This is a genomic window from Pseudomonas sp. 31-12 (assembly GCF_003151075.1).
In the GTDB taxonomy this organism is placed as follows: Bacteria; Pseudomonadota; Gammaproteobacteria; order Pseudomonadales; family Pseudomonadaceae; genus Aquipseudomonas.
Genome location: NZ_CP029482.1, coordinates 4,965,670 through 4,992,028, shown reverse-complemented (window position 1 = coordinate 4,992,028; position 26,359 = coordinate 4,965,670). Strand labels below are relative to the sequence as shown.

Annotated in this window: 22 protein-coding genes and 1 pseudogene; 22 read left to right on the top strand and 1 reads right to left on the bottom strand. The window is 52.8% G+C overall.

Annotation, left to right across the window (positions count from 1 at the left end; genetic code table 11):
* Positions 1-11: 11 nt before the first annotated feature.
* A complete protein-coding gene (locus tag DJ564_RS23540) occupies positions 12-1,346 on the bottom strand; it encodes a TRZ/ATZ family hydrolase (protein ID WP_109633736.1) in 1,335 nt (444 codons plus the stop codon).
* Between the two features lie 108 nt (positions 1,347-1,454).
* Between DJ564_RS23540 and mtnA the strand changes: the two genes are divergently transcribed.
* The 22 genes and pseudogenes from mtnA to DJ564_RS32575 form a co-directional block, all read left to right on the top strand.
* Entirely contained in the window at positions 1,455-2,531 is a 1,077-nt protein-coding gene (mtnA, locus tag DJ564_RS23535) for an S-methyl-5-thioribose-1-phosphate isomerase (RefSeq protein ID WP_109633734.1), read from the top strand.
* A 426-nt stretch (positions 2,532-2,957) separates the two neighbouring features.
* The gene (gene gyrA / locus DJ564_RS23530; protein WP_109633732.1) at positions 2,958-5,612 is read left to right on the top strand and encodes a DNA gyrase subunit A; all 2,655 of its coding nucleotides are present in this window, start codon (positions 2,958-2,960) and stop codon (positions 5,610-5,612) included.
* Between the two features lie 229 nt (positions 5,613-5,841).
* Complete coding sequence (gene serC, locus DJ564_RS23525) at positions 5,842-6,927, top strand: 3-phosphoserine/phosphohydroxythreonine transaminase (RefSeq protein ID WP_109633731.1); 1,086 nt, start codon at positions 5,842-5,844, stop codon at positions 6,925-6,927.
* The gene (gene pheA, locus DJ564_RS23520) at positions 6,927-8,021 is read left to right on the top strand and encodes a prephenate dehydratase (protein WP_016770924.1); all 1,095 of its coding nucleotides are present in this window, start codon (positions 6,927-6,929) and stop codon (positions 8,019-8,021) included. Before serC ends, pheA begins: the two co-directional genes overlap by 1 nt.
* A 10-nt stretch (positions 8,022-8,031) precedes the next feature.
* Positions 8,032-9,144, top strand: a complete 1,113-nt coding sequence (gene hisC, locus DJ564_RS23515; protein ID WP_109633729.1) for a histidinol-phosphate transaminase — start codon at positions 8,032-8,034, stop codon at positions 9,142-9,144.
* 28 nt (positions 9,145-9,172) lie between these two features.
* On the top strand, positions 9,173-11,380 hold the full coding sequence (locus tag DJ564_RS23510) for a bifunctional prephenate dehydrogenase/3-phosphoshikimate 1-carboxyvinyltransferase (protein ID WP_256597529.1): 2,208 nt from the start codon (positions 9,173-9,175) through the stop codon (positions 11,378-11,380).
* The gene (gene cmk, locus DJ564_RS23505; RefSeq protein WP_077047283.1) at positions 11,377-12,066 is read left to right on the top strand and encodes a (d)CMP kinase; all 690 of its coding nucleotides are present in this window, start codon (positions 11,377-11,379) and stop codon (positions 12,064-12,066) included. The genes DJ564_RS23510 and cmk overlap by 4 nt, the downstream gene beginning before the upstream one ends.
* A 119-nt stretch (positions 12,067-12,185) precedes the next feature.
* Positions 12,186-13,877: a 30S ribosomal protein S1 gene (gene rpsA / locus DJ564_RS23500; RefSeq protein ID WP_008148721.1), complete on the top strand. Its 1,692-nt coding sequence runs from the start codon at positions 12,186-12,188 to the stop codon at positions 13,875-13,877.
* 217 nt (positions 13,878-14,094) lie between these two features.
* Complete coding sequence (locus DJ564_RS23495; RefSeq protein ID WP_010461678.1) at positions 14,095-14,373, top strand: hypothetical protein; 279 nt, start codon at positions 14,095-14,097, stop codon at positions 14,371-14,373.
* Between the two features lie 143 nt (positions 14,374-14,516).
* Positions 14,517-14,819: an integration host factor subunit beta gene (gene ihfB, locus DJ564_RS23490; protein ID WP_109633726.1), complete on the top strand. Its 303-nt coding sequence runs from the start codon at positions 14,517-14,519 to the stop codon at positions 14,817-14,819.
* Between the two features lie 27 nt (positions 14,820-14,846).
* Positions 14,847-15,086, top strand: a complete 240-nt coding sequence (locus DJ564_RS23485; protein ID WP_109633725.1) for a LapA family protein — start codon at positions 14,847-14,849, stop codon at positions 15,084-15,086.
* Positions 15,087-15,314: 228 nt separating this feature from the next.
* The gene (gene rfbB, locus DJ564_RS23480; protein WP_109633723.1) at positions 15,315-16,391 is read left to right on the top strand and encodes a dTDP-glucose 4,6-dehydratase; all 1,077 of its coding nucleotides are present in this window, start codon (positions 15,315-15,317) and stop codon (positions 16,389-16,391) included.
* Between the two features lie 289 nt (positions 16,392-16,680).
* The gene (locus DJ564_RS23475; protein WP_109633722.1) at positions 16,681-17,715 is read left to right on the top strand and encodes an LPS O-antigen chain length determinant protein WzzB; all 1,035 of its coding nucleotides are present in this window, start codon (positions 16,681-16,683) and stop codon (positions 17,713-17,715) included.
* Positions 17,716-17,976: 261 nt separating this feature from the next.
* Positions 17,977-18,855: a glucose-1-phosphate thymidylyltransferase RfbA gene (gene rfbA / locus DJ564_RS23470; protein WP_109633720.1), complete on the top strand. Its 879-nt coding sequence runs from the start codon at positions 17,977-17,979 to the stop codon at positions 18,853-18,855.
* A gap of 38 nt (positions 18,856-18,893) precedes the next feature.
* Positions 18,894-19,454 (top strand): acyltransferase, encoded by a 561-nt coding sequence (locus DJ564_RS23465; protein WP_109633719.1) that lies wholly within the window; start codon positions 18,894-18,896, stop codon positions 19,452-19,454.
* Positions 19,451-20,596, top strand: coding sequence for a dTDP-4-amino-4,6-dideoxygalactose transaminase (rffA, locus tag DJ564_RS23460; RefSeq protein ID WP_109633717.1), 1,146 nt, complete (start codon positions 19,451-19,453; stop codon positions 20,594-20,596). The genes DJ564_RS23465 and rffA overlap by 4 nt, the downstream gene beginning before the upstream one ends.
* On the top strand, positions 20,580-21,875 hold the full coding sequence (locus DJ564_RS23455) for an O-antigen translocase (RefSeq protein ID WP_109633716.1): 1,296 nt from the start codon (positions 20,580-20,582) through the stop codon (positions 21,873-21,875). Before rffA ends, DJ564_RS23455 begins: the two co-directional genes overlap by 17 nt.
* The gene (locus tag DJ564_RS23450) at positions 21,875-22,783 is read left to right on the top strand and encodes a glycosyltransferase (RefSeq protein ID WP_109633714.1); all 909 of its coding nucleotides are present in this window, start codon (positions 21,875-21,877) and stop codon (positions 22,781-22,783) included. The genes DJ564_RS23455 and DJ564_RS23450 overlap by 1 nt, the downstream gene beginning before the upstream one ends.
* 40 nt (positions 22,784-22,823) lie before the next feature.
* Positions 22,824-23,918 carry an EpsG family protein gene (locus DJ564_RS23445; RefSeq protein ID WP_109633713.1) on the top strand — a complete coding sequence of 365 codons (1,095 nt, stop codon included), beginning with the start codon at positions 22,824-22,826 and terminating at the stop codon, positions 23,916-23,918.
* Positions 23,915-24,874: an NAD(P)-dependent oxidoreductase gene (locus DJ564_RS23440; RefSeq protein ID WP_256597449.1), complete on the top strand. Its 960-nt coding sequence runs from the start codon at positions 23,915-23,917 to the stop codon at positions 24,872-24,874. Before DJ564_RS23445 ends, DJ564_RS23440 begins: the two co-directional genes overlap by 4 nt.
* A 144-nt stretch (positions 24,875-25,018) precedes the next feature.
* Positions 25,019-26,179 carry a glycosyltransferase family 4 protein gene (locus DJ564_RS23435; protein ID WP_109633710.1) on the top strand — a complete coding sequence of 387 codons (1,161 nt, stop codon included), beginning with the start codon at positions 25,019-25,021 and terminating at the stop codon, positions 26,177-26,179.
* 54 nt (positions 26,180-26,233) lie between these two features.
* Positions 26,234-26,338, top strand: a pseudogene (locus DJ564_RS32575) (NAD-dependent dehydratase); the annotation flags it as partial.
* Positions 26,339-26,359: the final 21 nt, after the last annotated feature.

The following is a 26,359-nucleotide window of genomic DNA, read 5'->3' as shown; positions in this document are numbered from 1 at the left end:
GGCCGGGGTGCTTACAATTCGGTGTGGCCACTGATGCGCTGGCCCCAGGCCTTGGCGGTGGCGCAGAGCTGCTCTTCGTCCAGGCGGGTCAGGCGACGGTCGTCGAGCAGTTGCTTGCCGGCGACCCACAGGTGTTTCACGCAGTCCCGGCCGGTGGCGTATATAAGCTGCGAAACCGGATCGTAGACCGGTTGCTGAGCCAGGCCTGAAAGGTCGAACGCGACGATGTCCGCGGCTTTGCCGACTTCCAGCGAGCCGACTTCAGTCTCGATCCCCAGCGCACGGGCGCCGTTGAGTGTGGCCATGCGCAGCGCACGATGGGCGTCCAGCGCGGTAGCGGAGCCGGCGACAGCCTTGGCCAGCAACGCGGCAGTGCGGGTTTCGCCAAGCAAATCGAGGTCATTGTTGCTGGCCGCGCCATCGGTTCCGATCGCGACATTGACGCCGGCCTGCCACAGGCGCTCGACCGGGCAGAAACCGCTCGCCAGCTTGAGGTTGGACTCCGGGCAATGAATCACATTGGTGTTGCTTTCTACCAGCAGCACCAAGTCTTCATCGCTGATCTGGGTCATGTGCACGGCCTGGAAACGCGGGCCGAGCAAGCCCAGGCGCCCGAGTCGAGCCAGCGGGCGTTCACCACGCTGCTCGACCGCTTGCTGTACTTCGAATGCGGTTTCATGGACGTGCATGTGAATCGAGGCGTCCAGCTCTTCGGCGATCACCCGGATTTTCTCCAGATTTTCGTCGCCCACGGTGTAAGGCGCATGAGGGCCGAAGGTGACTTTAATGCGCTCGTGGTGCTTGAGATCGCCGAACAGTTCGACGCCCTGACGAATGGCCTCGTCCGCCGAGCTGGCCCCTGGAATCGGGAAGTCGAGGATCGGAATGGCGATTTGTGCACGAATGCCACTGTTATGCACGCGTTCGCTGGCAACCTTCGGGAAGAAATACATGTCAGAGAAGCAGGTGATGCCACCTTTTATCTGCTCGGCGATGGCCAGGTCAGTGCCATCGCGTACAAAGTCTTCGTCGACCCACTTGGCCTCGGCGGGCCAGATGTGGTTTTCCAGCCAGGTCATCAGTGGCAGGTCGTCGGCCAGGCCCCGGAACAGTGTCATCGCCGCATGCCCATGGGCATTGATCAAGCCGGGGCTGAGCAACATGTCCGGTAACTCGCGCACTTCGGTTGCGTTAAGCTTCAGCGCAGCCGACCTTGGGCCGATAAACACGATACGACCGTCGCGGATGCCCAGGCCGTGCTCTTTGAGGACAACACCAGCGGGTTCGACGGGTACCAGCCAGGTCGGCAGCAATAACAGGTCGAGCGCAGCGGCAGTGTTCGGCATCGAGGGTCGGTTCCAGTGCTTTTGTAAAGGATGGCGAAGTATACCCGAGCGTCTTCGCGGGGGGATCGCTATAATCGGCGGCTTTTGTTCATGAGTGCGGGGTGTGGGATGCGCGATCGACTGTTGGCTGCGGAGAAGGTGAAGGCCATCGATTGGCGTGATGGCGCCCTGTACCTGCTGGATCAGCGTATTTTGCCGTTCGAGGAAACGTGGATCGCCTACACCGGCGCCGCGGGCGTGGCCGAGGCCATTCGCTCGATGGTGGTGCGTGGTGCGCCGGCCATCGGCATCAGCGCCGCGTATGGCGTGGTGTTGGCAGCCCGTACAAGGTTTGCGGAGGGGGGCGACTGGCAGGCGGCGCTGGAAGAAGATTTCGCGCTGCTCGCCGACTCCCGTCCGACCGCAGTCAATCTGTTCTGGGCCTTGGGTCGCATGCGTGATCGGCTAGAGCGCTTGAAGCATCACGCCGATCCGTTGTCGGTGCTTGAAGCGGAAGCCATCGCCATTCATGAAAGCGATCGCGAAGCGAACCTGACCATGGCGCAACTCGGTGTGGACCTGATCCGCAAACACCAGGGCAATGCCCAGGCAATCCTGACCCACTGCAATACTGGCGCACTGGCCACTGGCGGCTTCGGCACGGCGTTGGGGGTGATTCGCGGGGCCTTTATCGAAGGTATGGTCGAACGCGTCTACGCCGATGAAACCCGCCCGTGGCTGCAAGGTTCGCGATTGACCGCGTGGGAATTGGCCAATGAAGGCATTCCCGTGACCGTCAACGCCGACTCGGCCGCCGCGCACATCATGAAAACCAAGGGCGTGACCTGGGTGATCGTCGGCGCCGACCGGATCACCGCCAATGGTGACGTGGCCAACAAGATCGGCACGTATCAGCTGGCGGTCAACGCCATGCACCACGGCGTGCGCTTCATGGTGGTGGCACCGAGTTCGACCATCGACATGAACCTGGCCAGCGGCGACGAGATTCCTATCGAAGAGCGTGAGGGTCGCGAATTGCTGGAAGTCGGCGGCAAGCGGGTGGGGGCGGAGGTTGATGCGTTCAACCCGGTATTCGACGTGACCCCGGCGGACCTGATCGATGCGATCGTTACCGAAAAAGGCATCGTCGAACGCCCCGACACCGCGAAAATGGCGCAGTTGATGTGCCGCAAGCGTCTGCATTGAGAGCGTCCGGCGCCTTGTAAATCGACATCGCCAGCAGGCTGGCTCCCACAGGATTTATGATCGACACCGATCCTGTGGGAGCCAGCCTGCTGGCGATGAGGACCCTAAAAGTCAATAAACATCCGCAATTCAGCTGTCGATTCTGCATTCGGAGCGGCTCTAAGCCTCTCTCGTCCCCTTTCAGCCTGCCACCAGTCAACTAACTACACTCCATGCGCGTCTGGGGGATAGGTGCGTGGCGGCTCTTGTGATAACATCCGGCGTTTTCCGAGGCAGTCCCACGGGGTTGTCTTTACTGCGCAAATCCATGGTTCAACTTGTTGATTTGTCGTAAGTCGGTGCATGGCACTCAGCCTGCAGCGGCGAGCTTCGTTCGTCCCATATGGATGTGACGAAGTTTCACCAGAAAAAGGAATCGAGCTTCTCATGGGCGAACTGGCCAAAGAAATCCTCCCGGTCAATATCGAAGACGAGCTGAAGCAGTCCTACCTCGACTACGCGATGAGCGTAATCGTCGGGCGCGCCCTGCCGGATGCGCGCGATGGCTTGAAGCCCGTGCACCGGCGTGTGCTGTTCGCGATGAGCGAGCTGGGCAACGACTTCAACAAGCCGTACAAGAAATCTGCCCGTGTTGTCGGTGACGTAATCGGTAAGTATCACCCGCACGGTGATACCGCGGTGTACGACACCATCGTTCGGATGGCGCAGCCATTTTCGCTGCGCTACCTGCTGGTAGACGGTCAGGGCAACTTCGGTTCCGTGGACGGCGACAACGCCGCCGCCATGCGATACACCGAAGTGCGCATGACCAAGCTGGCGCACGAACTGCTGGCTGACCTGCACAAAGAAACCGTGGACTGGGTGCCGAACTACGACGGCACCGAAATGATCCCGGCGGTCATGCCGACCCGAATTCCCAACCTGTTGGTCAACGGCTCCAGCGGTATCGCCGTGGGCATGGCGACCAACATTCCGCCGCACAACCTCGGCGAAGTCATCGACGGTTGCCTGGCGCTCATCGACAACCCAGAGTTGACCATCGATGAGCTGATGCAATACATCCCCGGTCCGGACTTCCCGACCGCCGCGATCATCAACGGTCGCGCCGGCATCATCGAAGCCTATCGCACTGGTCGCGGGCGCATTTACATGCGCGCCCGCTCGATGATCGAAGACATCGACAAGGTCGGTGGCCGTCAGCAGATCGTCATCACCGAACTCCCTTACCAGCTGAACAAGGCCCGTCTGATCGAGAAGATCGCCGAGCTGGTAAAAGAGAAGAAGCTCGAAGGCATCACCGAACTGCGCGACGAGTCCGACAAGGACGGTATGCGCGTCGTGATCGAACTGCGTCGCGGCGAAGTGCCTGAGGTGATCCTCAACAACCTCTACGCCCAGACCCAGCTGCAAGCCGTGTTCGGTATCAACATCGTTGCGCTGATCGACGGCCGTCCACGGATCCTGAACCTCAAGGACCTGCTGGAAGCCTTCGTTCGTCACCGTCGCGAAGTGGTTACCCGTCGTACCGTGTTCGAACTGCGTAAAGCCCGCGAACGTGGTCACATCCTGGAAGGTCAAGCGGTTGCCCTGTCGAACATCGACCCGGTCATCGCCCTGATCAAGGCTTCGCCGACGCCGTCGGAAGCCAAGGAAGCGCTGATCAAGACCGCGTGGGAATCCTCCGCCGTGGTCGCGATGGTTGAACGTGCCGGTGCTGATTCGTGCCGTCCAGAGACCCTGGACCCGCAATACGGTCTGCGCGAAGGCAAGTACTTCCTGTCGCCGGAACAGGCACAAGCCATTCTGGAACTGCGTCTGCACCGTCTGACCGGTCTGGAACATGAAAAGCTGCTGGCCGAGTATCAAGAGATCCTCAACCAGATCGGCGAGCTGATCCGCATCCTCAGCAGCGCCACGCGCCTGATGGAAGTGATCCGCGAAGAGCTGGAAGTGATCCGCGCCGAGTACGGCGACGTGCGCCGCACCGAGATTCTCGATGCCCGTCTCGACCTGACCCTGGGTGACATGATCCCGGAAGAAGAGCGCGTCGTGACCATCTCCCACGGTGGCTACGCCAAGACCCAGCCTTTGGCTGCGTACCAGGCTCAGCGTCGTGGCGGTAAAGGCAAATCGGCGACTGGCGTGAAGGATGAGGACTACATCGCTCACCTGCTGGTCGCCAACAGCCACACCACGCTGCTGCTGTTCTCCAGCAAAGGCAAAGTGTACTGGCTGAAAACCTACGAAATTCCGGAAGCGTCCCGTGCGGCCCGTGGCCGTCCGCTGGTCAACCTGCTGCCGCTGGACAGTGATGAATACATCACCACCATGTTGCCGGTCGAAGAGTACACCGAAGGTCACTTCATCTTCATGGCTACCGCCAAAGGCACCGTGAAGAAGACCCCGCTGGAATCCTTCAGCCGTCAACGCAGCGTCGGCCTGATCGCGCTGGAGCTGGACGAAGGTGACGTACTGATTTCAGCTTCCATTACAGATGGCAGCCGCGAAGTCATGCTGTTCTCTGACGGCGGCAAGGTCACTCGCTTCAAGGAAACCGACGTTCGCGCGATGGGCCGTACCGCTCGTGGTGTGCGCGGGATGCGTCTGCCGGAAGGCCAGAAGCTGATTTCCATGCTGATCCCTGAAGAAGGCAGCCAGATCCTCACCGCTTCGGCCCGTGGTTTCGGCAAGCGCACGGCGATCACCGAGTTCCCTGAGTACAAGCGTGGCGGTCAGGGCGTTATCGCCATGGTCAGCAACGACCGTAACGGCCGTCTGGTCGGCGCGGTCCAGGTGCTCGACGGCGAGGAGATCATGCTGATCTCCGACCAGGGCACCCTGGTTCGTACCCGAGTCGACGAAGTCTCCAGCCTGGGTCGTAACACCCAGGGCGTGACCCTGATCAAACTGGCCAGCGATGAAACGCTGGTAGGTCTGGAGCGGGTTCAGGAGCCATCGGAAGTCGAAGGCGAAGAGCTTGAAGGTGAAGAGGGTGCGGTGTTCGACGGCGAAGTCGTGATCGACGACGTGGTTGAAGATCAGCAACTCGACGCCGCTGCTGACGAAGAGCCACAAGAGTAAGTGGACAAACAGGGGGCGGATGAAAATTCGCCCCCTTGTTATTTGTCCCTGATGAAATATCGACGCCCATGGAGATCCCTTGTGGGAGCGGGCTTGCTCGCGAAGACGGACTGACATTCAGCACAGATGTCGCCTGTTACACCGCTTTCGCGAGCAAGCCTGCTCCCACATTGGGTCTGGTGTCGACTGATACGTTTGCGTGACCCACCAAATCAGAGCGAGATTGGATGTGAGCAAGAGAGCCTATAACTTCTGTGCCGGTCCTGCGGCACTTCCCGAAGCTGTCCTGCAGCGCGCCCAGGGTGAACTCCTTGATTGGCACGGCAAGGGCCTCTCGGTCATGGAAATGAGCCATCGCAGTGATGAGTTCGTGTCCATCGCCACCAAGGCCGAGCAGGATCTGCGTGATCTGCTGAATATCCCTTCGAACTATAAAGTGCTGTTTCTGCAAGGTGGCGCCAGCCAGCAATTTGCCCAGATTCCGCTGAACCTGTTGCCGGAAAACGGCACGGCTGACTATATCGACACCGGTATCTGGTCGCAGAAAGCCATCGAAGAAGCCTCGCGCTACGGCCGCGTCAACGTTGCCGCTACTGCCAAGCCTTACGACTATTTCGCAATTCCTGGTCAGAACGAGTGGAGCCTGTCGAAAGACGCGGCCTATGTTCACTACGCACCGAACGAAACCATTGGCGGCCTGGAATTCAACTGGGTCCCGGAAACCGGCGACGTTCCGCTGGTGGCCGACATGTCTTCGGACATCCTCTCGCGTCCAATCGATGTTTCACGGTTCGGCATGATCTACGCCGGTGCCCAGAAAAACATTGGCCCGAGCGGCATCGTCGTGAACATCATTCGCGAAGACCTGTTGGGTCATGCCCGTTCCCTGTGCCCGACCATGCTCAACTACAAGGTCGCGGCCGACAACGGCTCGATGTACAACACTCCGCCAACCCTGGCCTGGTACTTGTCGGGTCTGGTATTCGAGTGGCTGAAAGAGCAGGGTGGTGTTGAAGCCATCGGCAAGCTCAACGAAGTGAAGCAGCGCACGCTGTACGACTTCATTGATGCCAGCGGCTTGTACAGCAACCCGATCAACAGGTCCGACCGCTCGTGGATGAACGTGCCGTTCCGCCTGGCTGACGACCGTCTCGACAAGCCATTCCTGGCCGGTGCCGACGAGCGTGGCCTGTTGAACCTCAAGGGTCACCGCTCCGTGGGCGGCATGCGTGCCTCCATCTATAACGCCGTCGATATCGTTGCGGTCAACGCACTGGTTTCGTACATGGCAGAGTTCGAGAAGGAACACGGTTAATGTCTGAGCAAGAACTCAAGGCACTGCGCGTTCGCATTGATGCCCTGGACACCAAAGTCCTGGAGCTGATCAGCGAGCGTGCACGCTGCGCCCAGGAAGTTGCGCGAGTAAAGATGGCCTCGCTGGCCGAAGGCGAAGTGCCGGTGTTCTATCGTCCTGAGCGTGAGGCTCAGGTGCTCAAGCGCGTGATGGAGCGCAATCAGGGGCCGCTGGGCAACGAAGAGATGGCGCGATTGTTTCGCGAGATCATGTCCTCGTGTCTGGCCCTCGAGCAGCCGCTGAAAGTGGCTTACCTCGGCCCTGAAGGCACCTTCACCCAGGCCGCCGCCATGAAGCACTTCGGTCACGCCGTGATCAGCAAGCCGATGGCAGCGATCGATGAAGTGTTCCGTGAAGTGGCGGCCGGTGCGGTGAATTTTGGCGTGGTCCCGGTGGAAAACTCCACCGAAGGTGCGGTCAACCACACCCTCGACAGCTTCCTCGAACACGACATGGTCATCTGTGGCGAAGTCGAGTTGCGGATTCACCATCACTTGCTGGTCGGTGAAAATACCAAGACTGACAGCATCAGCCGCATCTACTCCCACGCCCAGTCGCTGGCCCAGTGCCGCAAGTGGCTGGACGCACACTACCCGAACGTAGAGCGCGTGGCGGTTTCCAGCAACGCCGAAGCGGCCAAGCGGGTCAAGGGCGAGTGGAACTCGGCGGCGATTGCCGGCGACATGGCGGCAGGCTTGTACGGCTTGACCCGTCTGGCCGAGAAAATCGAGGATCGCCCGGACAACTCCACGCGATTCCTGATGATCGGCAACCAGGAAGTACCGCCGACTGGCGACGACAAGACCTCGATCATCGTCTCCATGAGCAACAAGCCGGGTGCGCTTCATGAGTTGCTGGTGCCGTTCCACGACAACGGCATCGACCTGACGCGGATCGAGACGCGTCCTTCGCGCAGCGGTAAATGGACCTACGTGTTCTTCATCGACTTCGTCGGCCACCACCGTGATCCGTTGATCAAGGGCGTATTGGAAAAGATCAGTCAGGAAGCAGTAGCACTCAAAGTGCTGGGTTCCTACCCGAAAGCAGTTCTCTAAGGGGTAGCAAATGAGTGGTGACTTCCTCGCTCTGGCACAGCCGGGCGTGCAACAACTTTCGCCTTACGTTCCGGGCAAACCCGTGGACGAACTGGCGCGCGAGCTGAATATCGATCCAGCGAAGATCATCAAGCTGGCCAGCAATGAAAACCCGTTGGGCGCCAGTCCAAAGGCGCTGGCGGCCATTCGCAACGAACTGGCCGAGCTGACCCGCTATCCGGACGGCAACGGTTTTGCGCTCAAGACCCTGCTGGCTGAACAGTGCCGTGTCGATCTGAATCAGGTGACGCTGGGCAACGGTTCCAACGACATTCTGGAGCTGGTCGCGCGTGCCTATCTGGCGCCAGGCCTGAACGCGGTGTTCAGTGAGCATGCGTTTGCGGTCTATCCGATCGTCACACAAGCCGTTGGCGCTACGGCCAAAGTGATCCCGGCCAAAGACTGGGGCCATGATCTGCCCGCCATGCTGGCTGCGATCGATGCCGACACCCGCGTGGTGTTCATCGCCAACCCGAACAACCCGACCGGGACCTGGTTCGATGTCGAGGCGCTGGACGAATTCCTGCAGGACGTTCCGGAACACGTACTGGTGGTGCTGGACGAGGCCTACATCGAATACGCCGAAGGCAGCGACTTGCCGGATGGCCTGGACTTCCTGGCGGCGTACCCGAATCTGCTGGTTTCGCGCACGTTCTCCAAGGCTTATGGCCTGGCGGCGTTGCGGGTCGGTTACGGCTTGTCCACCGCCGTGGTTGCCGATGTGCTGAACCGCGTGCGTCAGCCGTTCAACGTCAACAGCCTGGCCCTGGCCGCTGCGTGCGCTGCGCTGCAAGACGCCGATTACCTGGCTGAAAGCCGTCGCCTCAACGAGTCTGGCATGCAGCAACTGGAAGCGGGTTTCCGTGAGTTGGGGCTGAGCTGGATTCCGTCCAAAGGCAACTTCATCTGCGTCGATATGGGGCAAGTGGCTGCGCCGATCTTCCAGGGGTTGCTGCGCGAAGGCGTGATCGTGCGTCCGGTCGCCAACTACGGCATGCCGAACCACCTGCGCATCACCATCGGTTTGCCAACTGAAAACAGCCGCTTCCTCGAGGCGCTGACCAAGGTTCTGGCTCGTGGTTGATGTCACTGCACTGCAATCTGCTGCCCCTATGATCGGTCGCCTGGTGGTGGTCGGTCTGGGGTTGATCGGCGGTTCGTTTGCCAAGGGTTTGCGCGAAAGTGGCCTGTGTCGCGAAGTGGTCGGAGTCGATCTCGACCCGCAGTCGCGCAAACTCGCGGTTGAATTGGGCGTGGTGGATCGTTGCGAAGAAGACCTGGCCGTTGCTTGCCAGGGTGCGGATGTGATTCAGCTCGCCGTACCGATCCTCGCCATGGAAAAAATGCTCGGCCGTTTGGCGGGCATGGACCTTGGGCAGGCGATTCTGACCGACGTCGGCAGCGCCAAAGGCAATGTCGTGCGTGCCGCGACCGAAGCGTTTGACGGCATGCCGGCGCGTTTCGTGCCGGGGCATCCGATTGCCGGTTCCGAGCAGAGTGGGGTGGAAGCCTCCAATGCCGAACTGTTCCGTCGCCATAAAGTGATTTTGACGCCGCTGGATCAAACCGATCCGGCCGCGCTGGCCGTGGTCGACCGTTTGTGGCGCGAATTGGGCGCCGATGTCGAGCACATGCAGGTCGAGCGTCACGACGAAGTGTTGGCGGCGACCAGCCATTTGCCGCACTTGTTGGCGTTCGGTCTGGTCGATTCACTGGCCAAACGCAATGAAAACCTAGAGATCTTCCGTTACGCTGCCGGCGGTTTCCGCGATTTCACAAGAATCGCGGGAAGTGACCCGGTCATGTGGCACGACATCTTCCTCGCCAACCGCGAAGCTGTCTTGCGCACACTCGATACATTTCGCAGCGACCTCGACGCCTTGCGCGACGCGGTCGATGCAGGGGATGGGCATCAATTGCTGGGCGTGTTCACACGCGCCCGGGTTGCCCGCGAACATTTCAGTAAAATCCTGGCCCGCCGGGCTTATGTGGACGCTATGAACTCCAACGACCTGATTTTCCTGGCACAACCTGGTGGCCGCCTGACTGGGCGGATTCGTGTACCGGGCGATAAATCGATTTCCCACCGTTCGATCATGCTCGGCTCCCTGGCCGACGGCGTCACCGAAGTGGAAGGTTTCCTTGAGGGCGAAGACGCCCTGGCGACCTTGCAAGCCTTCCGCGACATGGGCGTCGTGATTGAAGGTCCGCACCACGGTCGCGTGACCATTCACGGCGTCGGCCTGCATGGCTTGAAGCCTGCGCCAGGCCCGATCTATCTGGGCAACTCCGGCACCTCGATGCGTCTGCTGTCGGGCCTGCTGGCTGCGCAGGACTTCGACAGCACGCTGACAGGCGATGCTTCGCTGTCCAAGCGCCCGATGAATCGCGTGGCCAATCCGCTGCGTGAAATGGGTGCGGTGATCGAGACCGCCGCCGAAGGTCGTCCACCGATGACCATTCGTGGTGGCAACAAGCTCAAAGGCCTGACTTACACCATGCCAATGGCCAGTGCCCAGGTTAAATCCTGCCTGCTGCTGGCCGGCCTGTACGCCGAAGGCAAGACCACGGTCACCGAGCCGGCTCCGACCCGCGATCACACCGAGCGTATGCTGCGTGGCTTCGGCTACCCGGTCAGTGTCAACGGTGCTACCGCTTCGGTCGAATCAGGCCACAAGTTGACCGCTACCCATATTGAAGTGCCGGGCGATATCTCCTCGTCCGCATTCTTCCTGGTCGCTGCGTCGATCGCCGAAGGTTCGGAGCTGGTGCTTGAGCACGTCGGCATCAACCCGACCCGTACCGGCGTGATCGACATCCTGCGCCTGATGGGCGCTGATATCACTCTGGAGAACCAGCGTGAAGTCGGCGGCGAACCGGTAGCTGACCTGCGCGTGCGTGCAGCTAAACTCAAAGGTATCGAGATTCCTGAAGCGCTGGTTCCGCTGGCCATTGACGAATTCCCGGTGCTGTTCGTGGCCGCAGCCTGTGCAGAAGGGCGCACCATTCTGCGTGGCGCCGAAGAGCTGCGGGTTAAAGAGTCGGATCGTATCCAGGTCATGGCCGATGGCTTGCTGGCACTTGGCGTCAAATGCGAGCCGACCCCGGACGGCATCATCATCGACGGCGGCCTGATCGGCGGCGGCGAAGTGCACGGGCACGGCGATCACCGCATTGCCATGGCCTTCAGCGTGGCTTCGCTGCGCGCTACGGCACCGATTCGCATCCATGACTGTGCCAACGTCGCAACCTCATTTCCGAACTTCCTCGCGCTGTGTGCGCAGGTCGGCATCCGTGTTGCACAAGAGGCTCAGTCGTGAAAAACATCGCGCCGGTCATCACCATCGATGGGCCAAGCGGCTCTGGCAAAGGCACGGTCGCCGGGATACTGGCCAAGCGTCTGGGCTGGAATCTGCTGGACTCCGGTGCGCTCTACCGTCTGTTGGCGTTCGCTGCGCATAACCACGGCGTTGACTTGACCAATGAAGAGCTGCTGAAAAAACTTGCCGCTCATCTGGATGTGCAGTTCATCGCGGCGACCGACGGTCAGCTGCAACGCATTATTCTGGAGGGTGACGAAGTCAGCGATGTCATCCGTACCGAGAGTGTCGGTTCGGGTGCTTCCCAGGTCGCTGCATTGCCCGCCGTGCGTGAGGCGCTGCTGCAGCGCCAGCGTGCCTTTCAGGAAGCACCGGGTCTGGTGGCCGATGGCCGGGACATGGGCACGGTGGTTTTTCCGGACGCGCCGCTGAAGATATTCCTCACTGCCAGTGCCGAGGAGCGTGCGCGCCGTCGATACTTGCAGTTGAAGGGCAAAGTCGATGGTGTTAGTCTGTCGAGTCTGCTAGATGAGATCCGTGCACGCGATGAGCGTGACACCCAGCGAGCGGTAGCCCCGCTCAAGCCGGCGGCTGACGCCATACAGCTGGATTCCACGGAATTATCCATCGATCAGGTGCTGGAACGCATCATGAGCGAGATCGCCATTCGCGATATCGCCGGGTGACCAAGAAGGCCGCAGGGGACCAGTCATAGTCCTGTGGCGCTTCTTCTAAATGAAACTAACCCACACCGTCTGGGGTGTGGAGATGGGCGTATCCTTCGCCCTCATTCACAGGAATTAAAATGAGCGAAAGCTTTGCGGAACTCTTTGAAGAAAGCCTAAAAACCCTGAACCTTCAGGCAGGCTCCATCATCACCGGTGTTATCGTTGATATCGATTACCAAGCTCGCTGGGTAACCGTTCACGCTGGCCTGAAGTCTGAAGCACTCATCCCGCTTGAGCAGTTCTACAACGATGCTGGCGAACTGACTATCAACGTCGGTGACGAAGTTCACGTTGCTCTGGACTCGGTTGAAGACGGCTTTGGCGAAACCAAGCTGTCCCGTGAAAAAGCCAAGCGCGCTGAATGCTGGATTGTTCTGGAAGCAGCCTTCGCAGCCGAAGAAGTGGTCAAGGGCGTTATCAACGGTAAGGTTAAAGGCGGCTTCACTGTCGACGTTAACGGCATCCGTGCGTTCCTGCCAGGTTCTCTGGTTGACGTCCGTCCAGTGCGCGACACCACGCACCTGGAAGGCAAAGAGCTGGAATTCAAGGTCATCAAGCTTGACCAGAAACGCAACAACGTTGTCGTTTCCCGTCGTAGCGTCCTCGAAGCCGAGAACTCCGCCGAGCGTGAAGCTCTGCTGGAATCCCTGCAGGAAGGCCAACAAGTCAAAGGTATCGTCAAGAACCTCACCGATTACGGCGCATTCGTCGATCTGGGTGGCGTCGATGGCCTGCTGCACATTACCGACATGGCTTGGAAGCGTATCAAGCATCCTTCCGAAATCGTCAACGTTGGCGACGAGATCGATGTCAAGGTTCTGAAGTACGATCGCGAACGCAATCGTGTTTCCCTGGGCCTGAAGCAGCTGGGCGAAGATCCATGGGTTGCTATCAAAGCCCGTTACCCAGAAAGCACCCGCGTTACCGCTCGTGTAACCAACCTGACCGACTACGGCTGCTTCGCTGAGCTGGAAGAAGGCGTTGAAGGCCTGGTACACGTTTCCGAAATGGACTGGACCAACAAGAACATCCACCCTTCGAAAGTCGTACAAGTCGGCGACGAAGTGGAAGTTATGGTTCTGGACATCGACGAAGAGCGTCGTCGTATCTCCCTCGGCATCAAGCAGTGCAAATCTAACCCATGGGAAGATTTCTCTGGCCAGTTCAACAAGGGCGATAAAATCTCCGGCACCATCAAGTCGATCACCGATTTCGGTATCTTCATTGGTCTGGACGGCGGCATCGACGGTCTGGTTCACCTGTCCGACATCTCCTGGAACGAAGTGGGCGAAGAAGCCGTTCGCCGCTTCAAGAAGGGCGACGAGCTGGACACCGTTATCCTGTCGGTTGACCCAGAGCGCGAGCGCATCTCCCTGGGTATCAAGCAACTGGAAAGCGATCCGTTCTCCGAGTACGTTCAAGAGAACGACAAAGGCGCAATCGTTAAAGGCATCGTGAAAGAAGTTGACGCTAAAGGCGCCATCATCACTCTGGCCGACGATATCGAAGCGACTCTGAAAGCCTCCGAAATCAGCCGTGACCGCGTTGAAGACGCGCGCAACGTTCTGAAAGAAGGCCAGGAAGTAGAAGCCAAGATCATCAGCGTTGACCGCAAGAGCCGTGTAATCCAGCTCTCCATCAAGTCGAAAGACGATGCTGAAGAGAAAGAAGCCATCCAAAGCTTGAAAGACAAGCCTTCGGATAGCATCGCTGCTGGTCCTACCACTCTGGGCGACCTGTTGCGTGCACAAATGGAAAAACAGAACTAAGTTCTGTCAGACCATAGAAAAAGGGCGACTTCGGTCGCCCTTTTTTGTGCCTGGGATTTGGTGAGCCTGTCGATGGGATCATGCCGGGTTGTCAGCAGTTGAAACCAATGACCCTTCTGAACTGTCTCTTTCTTTAATCGGATCAATCGCTTATTTGCAGCTAGTCTTTAGCTCAAGCGAACGAAAGCCGGGCAGGGCGCCTGCCATAAGGAAGTGAATGAACAAGCTCATTGTCGCAATGGCAGTATTGGCACTGACGGGTTGTGGCACGAATGCCAAGACCCATGCTGTGCGCGGAGTCAGTGGCGTAGAGATAGATTGTTCAGGATTGGGTTCTGGATGGGAGAAGTGTCGTAAGCGAGCGGATAAAGAGTGTAAGGCGGCGGGATATAAGGTTATCGCAAGGTCTGATGACGCCAAGGATGAGGATGAATTCCCTTTTGGCTTTAATCCTGCGGGATACCTGACGCGCACCATGCTGGTTATCTGTCGATGAGGCTGATTGGTGTTGAGGTTTGCTGAAATGAGGAAGGGGATTGTTGGTAAAGATATGTGAAACCCTGGGCTGTTCAAATTCCTTCGGGCATGCTAAAACCTTTGAAGCGCTTTTCCTAGCTGCTTGAAAAAGAAGGGAAAAATATGACGAAGTCGGAGTTGATCGAACGAATTGTCACCCATCAAGGGCTGCTCTCATCCAAGGATGTGGAGCTGGCCATCAAGACCATGCTCGAGCAGATGTCTCAATGCCTGGCCACCGGCGATCGTATCGAGATCCGTGGTTTTGGCAGTTTCTCTTTGCACTACCGTGCGCCGCGGGTGGGGCGTAATCCTAAGACCGGTCAGTCGGTTAGCCTGGATGGCAAGTTTGTGCCGCATTTCAAGCCAGGTAAAGAACTGCGCGATCGTGTGAACGAGGACGAGGACGAGGAGGATGCGCTTTGACGGTTGCCGTAATTCAAGGAGTTGCTTATGCGTAATATGAAGCGCGTACTGCTCGTCTTGTTTGTGTTGTTGCTCGTTTTGGCGATTCTGGCGTTTGTTCTAGAGAATCAGCAATCAGTTTCCCTTCTGTTTCTTGGTTGGGAGGGGCCGCAGCTTCGTGTGTCCTTGGTTGTTGTTATTGCGCTATTGATCGGTATGACGATCGGGCCGGTTCTGAGCTGGTTACTAGGGCGGTCGTTCAGATCCTCGCGTAAGCGTCTTGTCTGAATGATTCTGACGTATGACGCGCGTTGGAATTGCGTAGCAGCTTGTCCATATCCGTTAGTAAAACGTTCATTAAGCTGTAGAATGCTGCGTTTGACCGACAGGGGATGTTTCCGAATCGGTTCAGGCTGGCTCTATCAGAAGCTTCGGCGAGCTTGATGGCTTTTGCATTTATGGATTTGACGGTGCTCGGTTGGCAGCCCTGTCAGCAATTCTAAGGTATGGTTTCGTTTGAAAATTCTAGTTACCGGCGGCGCCGGATTTATCGGCTCGGCAGTCATCCGTCATATCATCTACAACACCACCGACTCTGTCGTTAACGTCGACAAGCTGACTTACGCCGGCAATCTTGAGTCTTTGGCCGAAGTTAGCCAGAGCTCGCGTTATATGTTTGAGCGTGTCGACATCTGTGATCGTGATCAGATTGACCGCGTGCTACGTGAACACCAACCTGATGCCGTCATGCACCTGGCCGCAGAGTCTCATGTTGATCGCTCGATCTCTGGTCCTTCTGAGTTTATCCAGACCAATATCATTGGCACTTACACCCTCTTGGAAGCTGTGCGCCACTACTGGGATGCTCTGGGTGAGGAGGGCAAGGCCAATTTCCGTTTTCACCATATTTCGACTGACGAAGTCTACGGCGACCTCGAAGGTCCGGAAGAGCTCTTCACCGAAACCACTCCGTATCAGCCAAGCTCGCCGTATTCTGCGAGCAAGGCCAGCTCCGATCACCTGGTTCGCGCTTGGAGTCGCACTTACGGCCTGCCGATCTTGGTTACCAACTGTTCCAACAACTATGGTCCCTATCATTTCCCTGAGAAGTTGATTCCGCTAATCATTCTGAATGCGTTGGAAGGCAAGCCACTGCCGATTTACGGCAAAGGTGATCAAGTTCGTGATTGGCTCTACGTCGAAGATCATGCTCGCGCGTTGTACCAAGTCGTGACCGAGGGCGTTATCGGCGAGACTTACAACATCGGTGGCCACAACGAAAAGCAAAACATTGAAGTAGTGCATGCTCTCTGTGCATTGCTTGATGAGTTACGTCCTGACTCGACATATCTCCCGCATTCAAGCTTGATCATCAATGTCCAGGATCGCCCAGGCCACGACCAGCGGTACGCAATTGATGCGAGTAAAATACAGCGTGAATTGGGTTGGACGCCGGAAGAAAACTTCGAAACCGGTATGCGCAAAACCGTCGAATGGTATTTGGCTAATACTGAATGGGTGGCACACGTCAAAAGCGGCAGCTACCAGCAATGGATTGATCAGAATTACACAGACCGTTCTAACAAGGCATAAAGCATGTCGCAGCGAATGCGCAGCGTTCGACGTAAAATCTCTCTCAGTATTGGCCAGTTGGGAACGCGGAATAGACCTATGCTCAGAGGATTATTGAACAAATGACCGGGATAAAATTCAAGGATAGCGTTTTAGGTCTGTTGCTGAGGAATCTGTCGACTTCCGTTGAAGTGCTAACATAGCCGCGCTTTACCTGTCATCGGTAAGGTGTCGGTCGGCTGCATCACAAGCCCTGGCTGGTTTGTTTTTCGAAAGATTGTAATTTATTCTATTTCAAGGGTTCCAGGATATGCAGATTGATTCCAAGGATTCTGTTGCTGAAGGGCTCGATGTGCATGCCCTCGTTTCTACGTTTTGGCGACAAAAGATTATAATTCTATGTATGGCTTTGCTGGGAACAATTATTGCTGCAACTTATGCATTTCTTTCCGAGCCCATCTATGAAGCAAAAGCCTTCATTATGCCGCCTACGCAGAATGATATAGAGGATCTTAATTACGGTCGTAAAAAACCGCCCTTAGCTGTTAAAGATGTTTATCTTGTCTTTCTTAAAAATCTGCAAGCTGAGTCTCTTCGTCGGGAGTTTTTCAAAGATACCTACCTTCCTGCATTAGGAAAAGATAGCGATCCCAAAGGATTGCTGTATGAAAAATTGTCTAAGAATTTGTTGATTTCAGTTGTGGGCAAGGATGCGGCGGACCGATATTCGATTGCCATTCTCGACGCTGATTCCAGTCAAGCTGCAAAGTGGGTGGGGCAATATACCGAGAGGGCACAAGAATTAGCGCTGCAGGAGATAAATAAAAATATCTCCAGTGAATTTAGTGTGGAAGCCCGAAACCTTAATCAAGAAATTGTTTCTCGTCGGGAAGTAGGGCGCAAGGAAAGTGAAGATTCCCTTGTCAAACTGAATGAGGCTTTGGTTGTCGCAAAAGCTATTGGTTTGGAAAAGCCCCCTATTGTTAGTGGTGGCTCAAAATCCTCGCTGAATATTGCGGGGAAAATGGATGATGAACTTACCTATATGCGCGGTACGAAAGCGCTTGAAGCTGAAATTGAGAATTTAAAATCCAGGAAGTCCGAAGACCCTTTCATTGAGAAGTTGCGTGCTCTGGAAACTGACTATAATTTTTATATGCAATTGTCGGGACGGTTTCAGACTGCCAAAACATTCAGGATGGACGGCTCTGTAGAGGTTTCCGGTTCGCCTGTGAAGCCAAAAATCCCTCTTATTATCTTGGTCGGGCTGATCTTGGGGTTGATGTCGGGAGTGGTAATCGCGCTGATTCGACATTCCCTTTTGCGGGATCAAGATAACAAATAAGAGCGTTATAAATAAATGGAGGGGGTGGAATATAGTCTGCTCTTCTCTATTTGTTAATCGTGATGCGGGGTTTCTATATGCAGCGAATTGGCCCTGTAGTTTCGTTGGTTTTGACGTTTTTTGTGGGTGAAGAGTTCGTCAGGGAGGCTGTTTAACATCGGTTTCCTGACAAAAAAGGTCTAAAAAATGTATAATCACGCCCGGTAAATCGATATTTTAACCATGGCTGTGAGGCGCCTAGGATCAGGCGAGAGGGTAAAAATGAAAGGCATCATTCTGGCGGGCGGCTCGGGAACTCGTTTGTACCCACTGACAAAAGGGGTATCCAAGCAGCTGTTGCCCATTTACGACAAACCCATGATTTTTTACCCGCTTTCTGTACTCATGCTGGCGGGTATTCGAGACATTCTCATCATCACCACGCCAGAAGATCTGGCTGGCTTCAAGCGTCTGCTTGCCGATGGTGCTCAGTTTGGTGTCAGCCTGAGCTATGCGGTACAACCGCAGCCTGATGGTCTGGCGCAGGCGTTTCTTATTGGTGAAGAGTTTATTGGCAAGGAGCCTGTGTGTTTGGTGCTTGGTGATAATATTTTTTATGGGCAAGGTTTTACGACGATGCTACAGGCCGTCTCGAAACGGAAAAGTGGAGCCACAGTATTCGGTTACCAAGTGAAAGATCCGGAACGATTCGGTGTGGTTCAGTTTGATGAGTATAAAAAAGCGATCTCGATTGAAGAGAAGCCACTGAAGCCTAAGTCGAATTTTGCGGTAACTGGCTTGTATTTTTATGATAACGATGTTGTCGAGTTAGCTAAACAAGTTAAACCTTCCGCGCGCGGTGAGTTGGAGATCACATCGATCAACCAAGCGTATCTGGAGCGCGGTGATTTGCATGTTGAACTTCTCGGGCGAGGATTTGCATGGTTGGATACAGGTACCCATGAAAGTTTGCTCGAAGCTTCTCATTTCGTTGAAACGATAGAAAAACGACAAGGTTTCAAAATCGCTTGCCTGGAAGAAATTGCGTTCAAGAATAAGTGGTTAAGCGCTGCTCAGCTAGCTGTAACGGCTAACGAGTTGAAAAAGAATAGCTATGGCCAATACCTGCTTAGCTTGGTAGAAGAGCATAATGGGCAGTGATTTTTTGAAAGTTTAAGTTGATTCCTTTCGGGTGATCTATGGCGTACTTGAGCACGGCACAGCTGGAAAAACTAGGTTTTCGGAAACTTGGAAAAGAAGTCAGAATTAGTGATAAAGCAAGTATTTATAACCCTGAGTTGATAGAGCTTGGTGATTACACAAGGATCGACGATTTCTGTGTGGTGTCGGGGCGGGTGATATTTGGCAAATATAATCATATTACGCCAATGTGCCTCGTGGCAGGAGGTGAACCTGGGATTGAGTTTGCGGACTTTTGTACATTGGCCTACGGTGTAAAAATATTCGCTCAGTCGGATGACTACAGCGGTGCGACGCTGACTAATTCGTTGATTCCTAAGAAATATAAAGATGAGAAATTCGCGAAGGTTCAGCTTGAACGTCATGTAATAGTCGGGGCCGGCGCTACGATAATGCCAGGAACCACAATTAAAGAAGGCTGTTCAATCGGTGCTATGGCGCTCGTGACTAAAAGTACAGATCCGTGGGGGATCTACGTGGGTGTACCCGCTGTTCGTGTGAAAGAGCGCAAACAGGATCTTCTGGATTTAGAAAAAAAATTTTTGGGTGAGTTAAAATGACAATTCCATTCAATAAACCACCTTACACCGGCAATGAAGACCAGCACGTCATCTCTGCTATGCGAAGCGGGAAGATGTCGGGTGATGGGGAGTTCACGCTACGTTGCCAGAGTTGGTTCGAGGAAAAGCTGAACTGCAAGAAAGCACTGCTGACACCGTCCTGTACTCAGGCGCTGGAGATGGCTGCATTGCTGATTGATATACAGCCTGGCGATGAAGTCATAATGCCCAGCTATACATTCGTCAGCACCGCTAACGCCTTTGTATTGCGTGGCGCGAAGATAGTATTTGTCGATGTCCGTGCTGACACGATGAACATTGATGAATCGCTTATCGAAGCCGCAGTAACTGATAAGACGAAGGCCATTGTTCCTGTTCATTATGCTGGTGTTGCATGCGAAATGGATACAATTATGTCCATTGCAAAGCGACATAATTTGTTTGTAATCGAAGACGCTGCTCAAGCCATGATGTCGACCTACAAAGGTAAGGCATTAGGCACCATTGGCCATATGGCCGCTTATAGTTTTCACGAAACAAAAAACTACACCAGCGGTGGCGAGGGCGGATTGCTGATTATCAATGATGAGCAATTTGTCGTTCGAGCAGAGATCATTCGCGAAAAGGGCACTAACCGCAGCCTGTTTTTTCGCGGGATGATTGACAAATATACTTGGGTTGATGTTGGAAGTAGCTATCTTCCAGGAGAGCTTCAGGCCGCTTATCTTTTTGGACAGTTGGAAAAAGCTGATCAAATCAATAAAGCTCGGCATGATGTTTGGGATTATTACTTCAATGCATTGCAAAAAGTTTTTAAAGACGGTCGCGTTGAACTGCCAAAAATTCCGGGTGATTGCGCTGCCAATGCGCATATGTTTTATATAAAAGTCCAGGATATCAACGTTCGCAGCAAGATTTTGGATATTCTGAAAAAACAGGGCATTGGTGCTGTTTTTCATTACATCCCACTTCATTCTGCACCTGCCGGATTGCGGCTTGGTCGTTTCCATGGCACCGACGTTAATACCACTATAGAGAGTGAGCGCCTTATTCGCCTGCCAATCTGGTATGGCATGCAAGAGGCGGAAATGGAGCGAGTCACTACGGCTGTGATTGGTGCGGTAAATGCAACCTTCCAGTAAGGTTGCATTCGGTGCTTCTGACAAAAAGCGTGCGCTCATCAGCGCCGCTTTTACTACCATTGCTCAGGTTTCTAAGATCGGGGTGGGTTTCGCCTTTATTAAACTCATCGCGGTTTACCTCGGTGCCGGGGGCATGGGCCAACTTGGCCACTTCATGAGCGCAGCCACGCTGCTGTCTTTACTTGCGGGGGGAGGGATAGTTAACGGTCTGATTAAATATGTTGCTCAATATAAAAAGCAGCCGAAAAAACTGATGGACATGGTTGCAGTGTCAAAGGCTTATTCTTTGATGTTTTGCATACTTATTTGCTTATTTGGGTGTGTTTTTTCCAGATTTTTATCGGAGTATATATTTAAAACTCCGGATAATTACTGGATTATTATATTTCTTTCTGTCGCTCAATTTGGATTTGCGTTCACAAATTTGGTGACGGGAGTGACAAATGGGCTACGGGACACCAAGACGTATGCGATCATTCAAATTGTAGGGAATGTGCTTGTACTGCCTGTGAGCTGGATTCTGATCAGGAATCTTCACCTTATCGGTGCAGCGCTATCGATGGTGTTTTTTTTCTCGTTCTACACTATCCCGGCATTGTATTTCTATCGACGGTCTATCTTTTTTAAGTTTCCTATAGGTTTCAAGTACGAGTCCGAAGGTTTTAAGCGGCTACTGTCGTTCACTTTGATGGCGATGGTCGGTGCGGTCAGTGTCCCACTGATAGAAATAATAATTCGCGAACAAATCATTGAGAACGTTGGGTTTGTTGCTGCTGGTATTTGGCAGGCCTCCATCAAGCTATCAAGCGCCTATATGGGGTTTTTTACCATATTTCTTGCCGTGTATTTCATGCCAATGGTGTCGGAGAAAGCTGAAGTTTCTCATATTACACCTTTGGTTTTAAAATTTATGAAGCTTGTAATGGCGATTTTTATATCGGGAGCGGTCGTTTTTTATGCTTTGAGACAATACCTTATACCATTACTGCTTTCCGCTGAATTTGTAGACCTTGAAGGTTTAATAAAATATCAGTTGTTGGCTGATTTTTTTCGTATTTCAACTTATGTGATAAGTTTTGTTGTGGTAGCTAAGGCTGCGCTGAGAATTTATCTGATAAGTGAATTGACTCAAGGTTTTATTTTTTGTGGATTGAGCCTCTTTTCGCTGCATAGCGGATTGGGGGTTGAGGGCGTATTTCTTGCTAATTTGATAATGAATATCGTGTATTTTGTGGTTTCGATTATTGGGTTTATGATTTACAGACGGAGGGGTGTTTGATGTTGACCGGGAGCGTAGTGGTATCCTGCTATAATCAGGAAGATTATATAGAAGAGTGTTTGGATAGCATACTTTCTCAAGAAATCAACTTTGACTGTGAAGTTATAGTTTCGGACGATTGTTCGACTGATCGCACCCAGGAAAGGCTTCGCGCCTATTCTGATAGAAATCCAGGTAGACTCAAACTCCTGCTCAGAGATAAAAATGTTGGCGCGGCGTTAAATTATCATGGCGTGCATAAAATGGCATCTGGCGATGTTGTTTATCACTTTGATGGTGATGACGTCATGCTGCCAGGGAAGCTACAACGGCAATACGATGTTTTTAAAGATAACGCTGATGTGAATGTAGTGTTTCACAAGGCTGTTTATTTTTCAGATGATAATTCGTATTCGTCTGAAACGCGATATCCAAACGCGGATACGGAGATGGTGTCTTTAATCTCACTAGAAGAGATGGCTCGTTGGGGAGCTATTGCCGTTCACAGTTCCTACGCCTATCGACGGACTTCGAGACGGGCGGTGATCGATCGTGAATTTATGGAATGGTTTTTCGTAATAGATTCTTTACTTCCCGATAAACAGGCTGCTTATATCAATGCACCGTTGGTAAGATATAGATGTAATCCTTCAGCAGGATCATACTTGTCTACAACTGCCGGGAAGATAAAGTCTTATACAATATATCTTAATGATTTGTATGGCTATTTTAATTCGCAGCCGAGATTAAGGAGTGATCTTTACTCTAATTTTCTCGTAACTTTTTTAGCGATGGCAAGGTCAACTCATAAATGCACCGCCAAAAGTTTGATATTTTTGTTTCGAAATCTACACTGTTTTCGTTTACAGAAAATTGTTGAGACAGTAAACGTCCGAAAACGTGTCGGGCCAGAGAAACAGGTAAGGTGATGGATGTGCATTGTGGCTCGGGAGTGACTGAGGCGATAGAATGTTAAGTCTAAATCTTTACGGTGCGCCGTTTTATCTGGTTAGCGCTTTTCTATTCTTGTTTGCAGTGTTCCAAACCCTAGTACGGAACCGCAGTGTTGTAGATGTCAATCGAGCGATTGAACTCTTTGCTGTGTTTTTTGCAATTGCGGTGGTTTCGTACGACGTATCAAATCGGCCATTTGATATGGAAGGTGATACGGCGGTTTATATAAATTTTTTCAATGATTTGAATTCTGGCCTGGAAAATCCCTTTCAAACCTTCGAACCGGGATTTATTGGTATTGTGCGACTTTTTGGTTATTTGTCACTCGACTACCAGAGTTTTTTCTATTTAATTACGTTTGTGTTTTTGTGGTCGTATTATTTTTTGATCAAAGCAGTGTTTGGTGCGCAGTCGCGTTGGTCGTTGTTTATTTTTGCGGCTGTTTTGTTTTACCCGTTTTTCTTGTCGTTGACTGCTAATGTCATTCGACAAGGCTTCGCCATGTGCTTTATAAATTTATCGATATATTGCAGTGTTAGAGGATACTGGAATCGAGGTGCGATTTATACACTGCTTGCGGCTCTTTTTCATAAATCATCCATTGTCTATTTTCCAGTTATTTTATTTCGACGAGTGGTGTTTAAAGTTGGTGTTTCTGGTCTAGTGGTTTTATGGCTAAGTGTCTCCTTGGCTTCATATCTAAAACTGTTTGTTTTGTTGGTCGCCGTATTGTTTGATTTGTCGTCTAGTTATGGCTTAGCTGTTAATTATAGTGATCTTGATGGTGTTGATTATATTACTGGATTTAGATGGGATTTTTGGGTGTTTTCGTCGGTTGCAATAGTTTTGCTGGTGGTTCTGAAGTGGCTTGGAGGGGAGCTCAATAAACGAGAGGCTTATATTTTTTATGTTTGCGCTTTGCTTTCCTGTCTTCATATTGCGATGTTTGATGTGGCTTATAATGATAGATTTGGGGTGTACTCTTGGATTTACTATCCTTTAGAGTTGGCGTATGTGATTCGTGCGATCAGCAATAACTTTGCGAATGGTCAGCGACGTTTTTACGCTCAAGAACGATCTATCCCCATAAAACAAGGAGAGAAATTTTGATATTGCTGACAGGTGCCAAAGGATTCATTGGGAGCTCGCTGCTTTTGCGTCTTTGTGGATCTGGCCATAAAATTAGATTGGTGACTCGTACCGCCTTCGAGTGTGAATTTAATAACGTAGAAGTTGTGTGTGCTGATTTAACGAGCCCCGATACCGATTTTGATTCCTTGCTCTACGGGTGTGATGTTGTTTTTAATTGCGCAGGTGAGATCCATGAAGAAAAGCTGATGCGCTCTCTTCATGTGGATGCCACGGAGCGATTGGTCGCAGCTGCAAATCGATTGGCAGCTAAAGAACACCCCATACATTTTGTTCAATTGAGCAGTGTAGGGGCTTATGGGCCCGCACGAGGAGCGGCTCGGGTCGTAAATGAACTTACGCTAGAAAATCCGCAAGGTGTTTACGAAGAAACAAAAACTATTGGGGACTCGCGCGTAATCAAAGATAGAAGCAATCAGTTTTTTAGTTACACTATTTTGCGACCCTCCAATGTGTTTGGCCAAAGTATGTCCAATAACTCACTTAGGCAGTTGGGTCGAATTGTTCGGAAAGGATTGTTTTTTTACATCGGTTCCGCCAAAAAAGACTCGGTGGCCACTTATATACACGTTGATGATGTTGTCTCTGCCTTGATGCTTTGCGGGTTCGACAGCAGGGCAAAAGGTGAAATATTTAACCTTTCCAATGATTGTGCTTTATCCGATCTGATAAATGGAATGGCTGATGCGCAGCGTGTTTCGCGACCTAAATGGAGTCTTCCCGAAGCTCCTTTGCGTCTGATGGCCAGTATTGCCAGTGGGTTTTTGCGATTGCCTGTAACTCAAGCACGGATTGACGCGCTAGTGGCCAGGACCTCTTATCCATCCACCAAGCTGCGCGAAATCCTTAGTTTTGTCCCTGAAAGAGAAGTGCCGGCTACCATTGGCGAGCTTTTCGTGGAGAAACCGGCAGACTGATCAGGGGCATATTAATTGTTTTACGAGGCTGATTGCCTCAGAATGTGAGCTATATTTTGGGCATGTCTTACAGACTGTAAATATTCGAATTCGCTGGGTTTACATAGGTATGGTCGGCGTCAAGTCATTTAAGGGGGATTTTCATTGCAAGCTAATGAATTAAAGATTGCTCGAGTTTCGACAGTTCCGCTCTTTGTGGTCGCCCACCTACAAGCTCAGATCAAAGCGTTGAGCGCTGCCGGTATGGCGGTTACGGTCATTACCAGTCGCGACGAAATGAGTGATGAGCTTACGAAAAATAAAAGCCTCACCTATGTACCTGTAAATATTGAGCGAGAGATAAATCTCATCAAGGATTTTCTAAGTCTTGTCGCTCTGATTCGCACTTTCAGAAAAAACAAATTTGATATTATTCACTCAACTACTCCCAAAGCCGGATTGCTTTGTGCGATAGCAGGCGTTTTTTCGGGCACGAAGATTCGATTGCATACGTTCACGGGGCAGCCCTGGGCCACCATGAGTGGCGTCAAACGATCAATATTGAAGTTGTGCGACCGCATTATCGGTTTGTTGAACACTCATTGTTATGCTGATAGTGAAAGTCAGAAGAATTTTCTTGTTTCCAGCGGGATAATCAAGAGAGAGAAGATCTCGGTTATAGGTGCTGGCTCTATTGCAGGTATCGACTTAAATCGGTTTGATCCGTCCCGCTACACCTCGGAACAACTAAGTATGTTGCGAGACGATCTGCACATTCCTGAGTTGGGTAAAATTCTTTTATTTGTTGGTAGAATTACGCCTGAAAAAGGTATTAAAGAACTTGTCTCGGCGTTCGCCGAGATCGTGAATAAGGACAGCAATATATTTCTTGTGTTTGTTGGGCCGTTCGAATCATCCGGCAAGAATATTGTCGAGCAGGTTACAGATGTGAGCGTGCGGAAAAATATAAAGATAGTTGGTTATTCCGATGAGCCAGAGAAATACATGGCTCTCGCCGATTTGTTATGTCTGCCTAGTTATCGGGAAGGGTTTGGTACGGTCGTTATCGAAGCCGCTGCTATGGGAACGCCTACGATTGGTACCGATATCTATGGTTTGTCTGATGCAATAGTCGATGGCAAAACAGGCGTGTTAGTTCCAGTCAGAGATTCTGTGGCACTTGAAACGGCAATTCTATCTACATTGAACAATGCTCCGTTGATGTCGGCAATGGGGACTGCTGCCCGGGATCGCGCGTGTAGCGATTTTGGCGCGAACATTTGTTCTGATCTGTTAATCAATGAGTACAAAGGCTTTTCAAATTGACTATTGATTTATAGATCGCGCAGACTCAGCGAGTCTTGGTTAGTTTAATGTCGAGGGGTATTCAATCTTGCTCGACAAGCTAAGCAAGCCGGAGTTAAGCGTTTTGTCTCTATCAGTTCTATTAAAGTGAATTGCGAAGGGCGGACCGTAAATTCTCCATGAACCCCACCTATCCAAAAA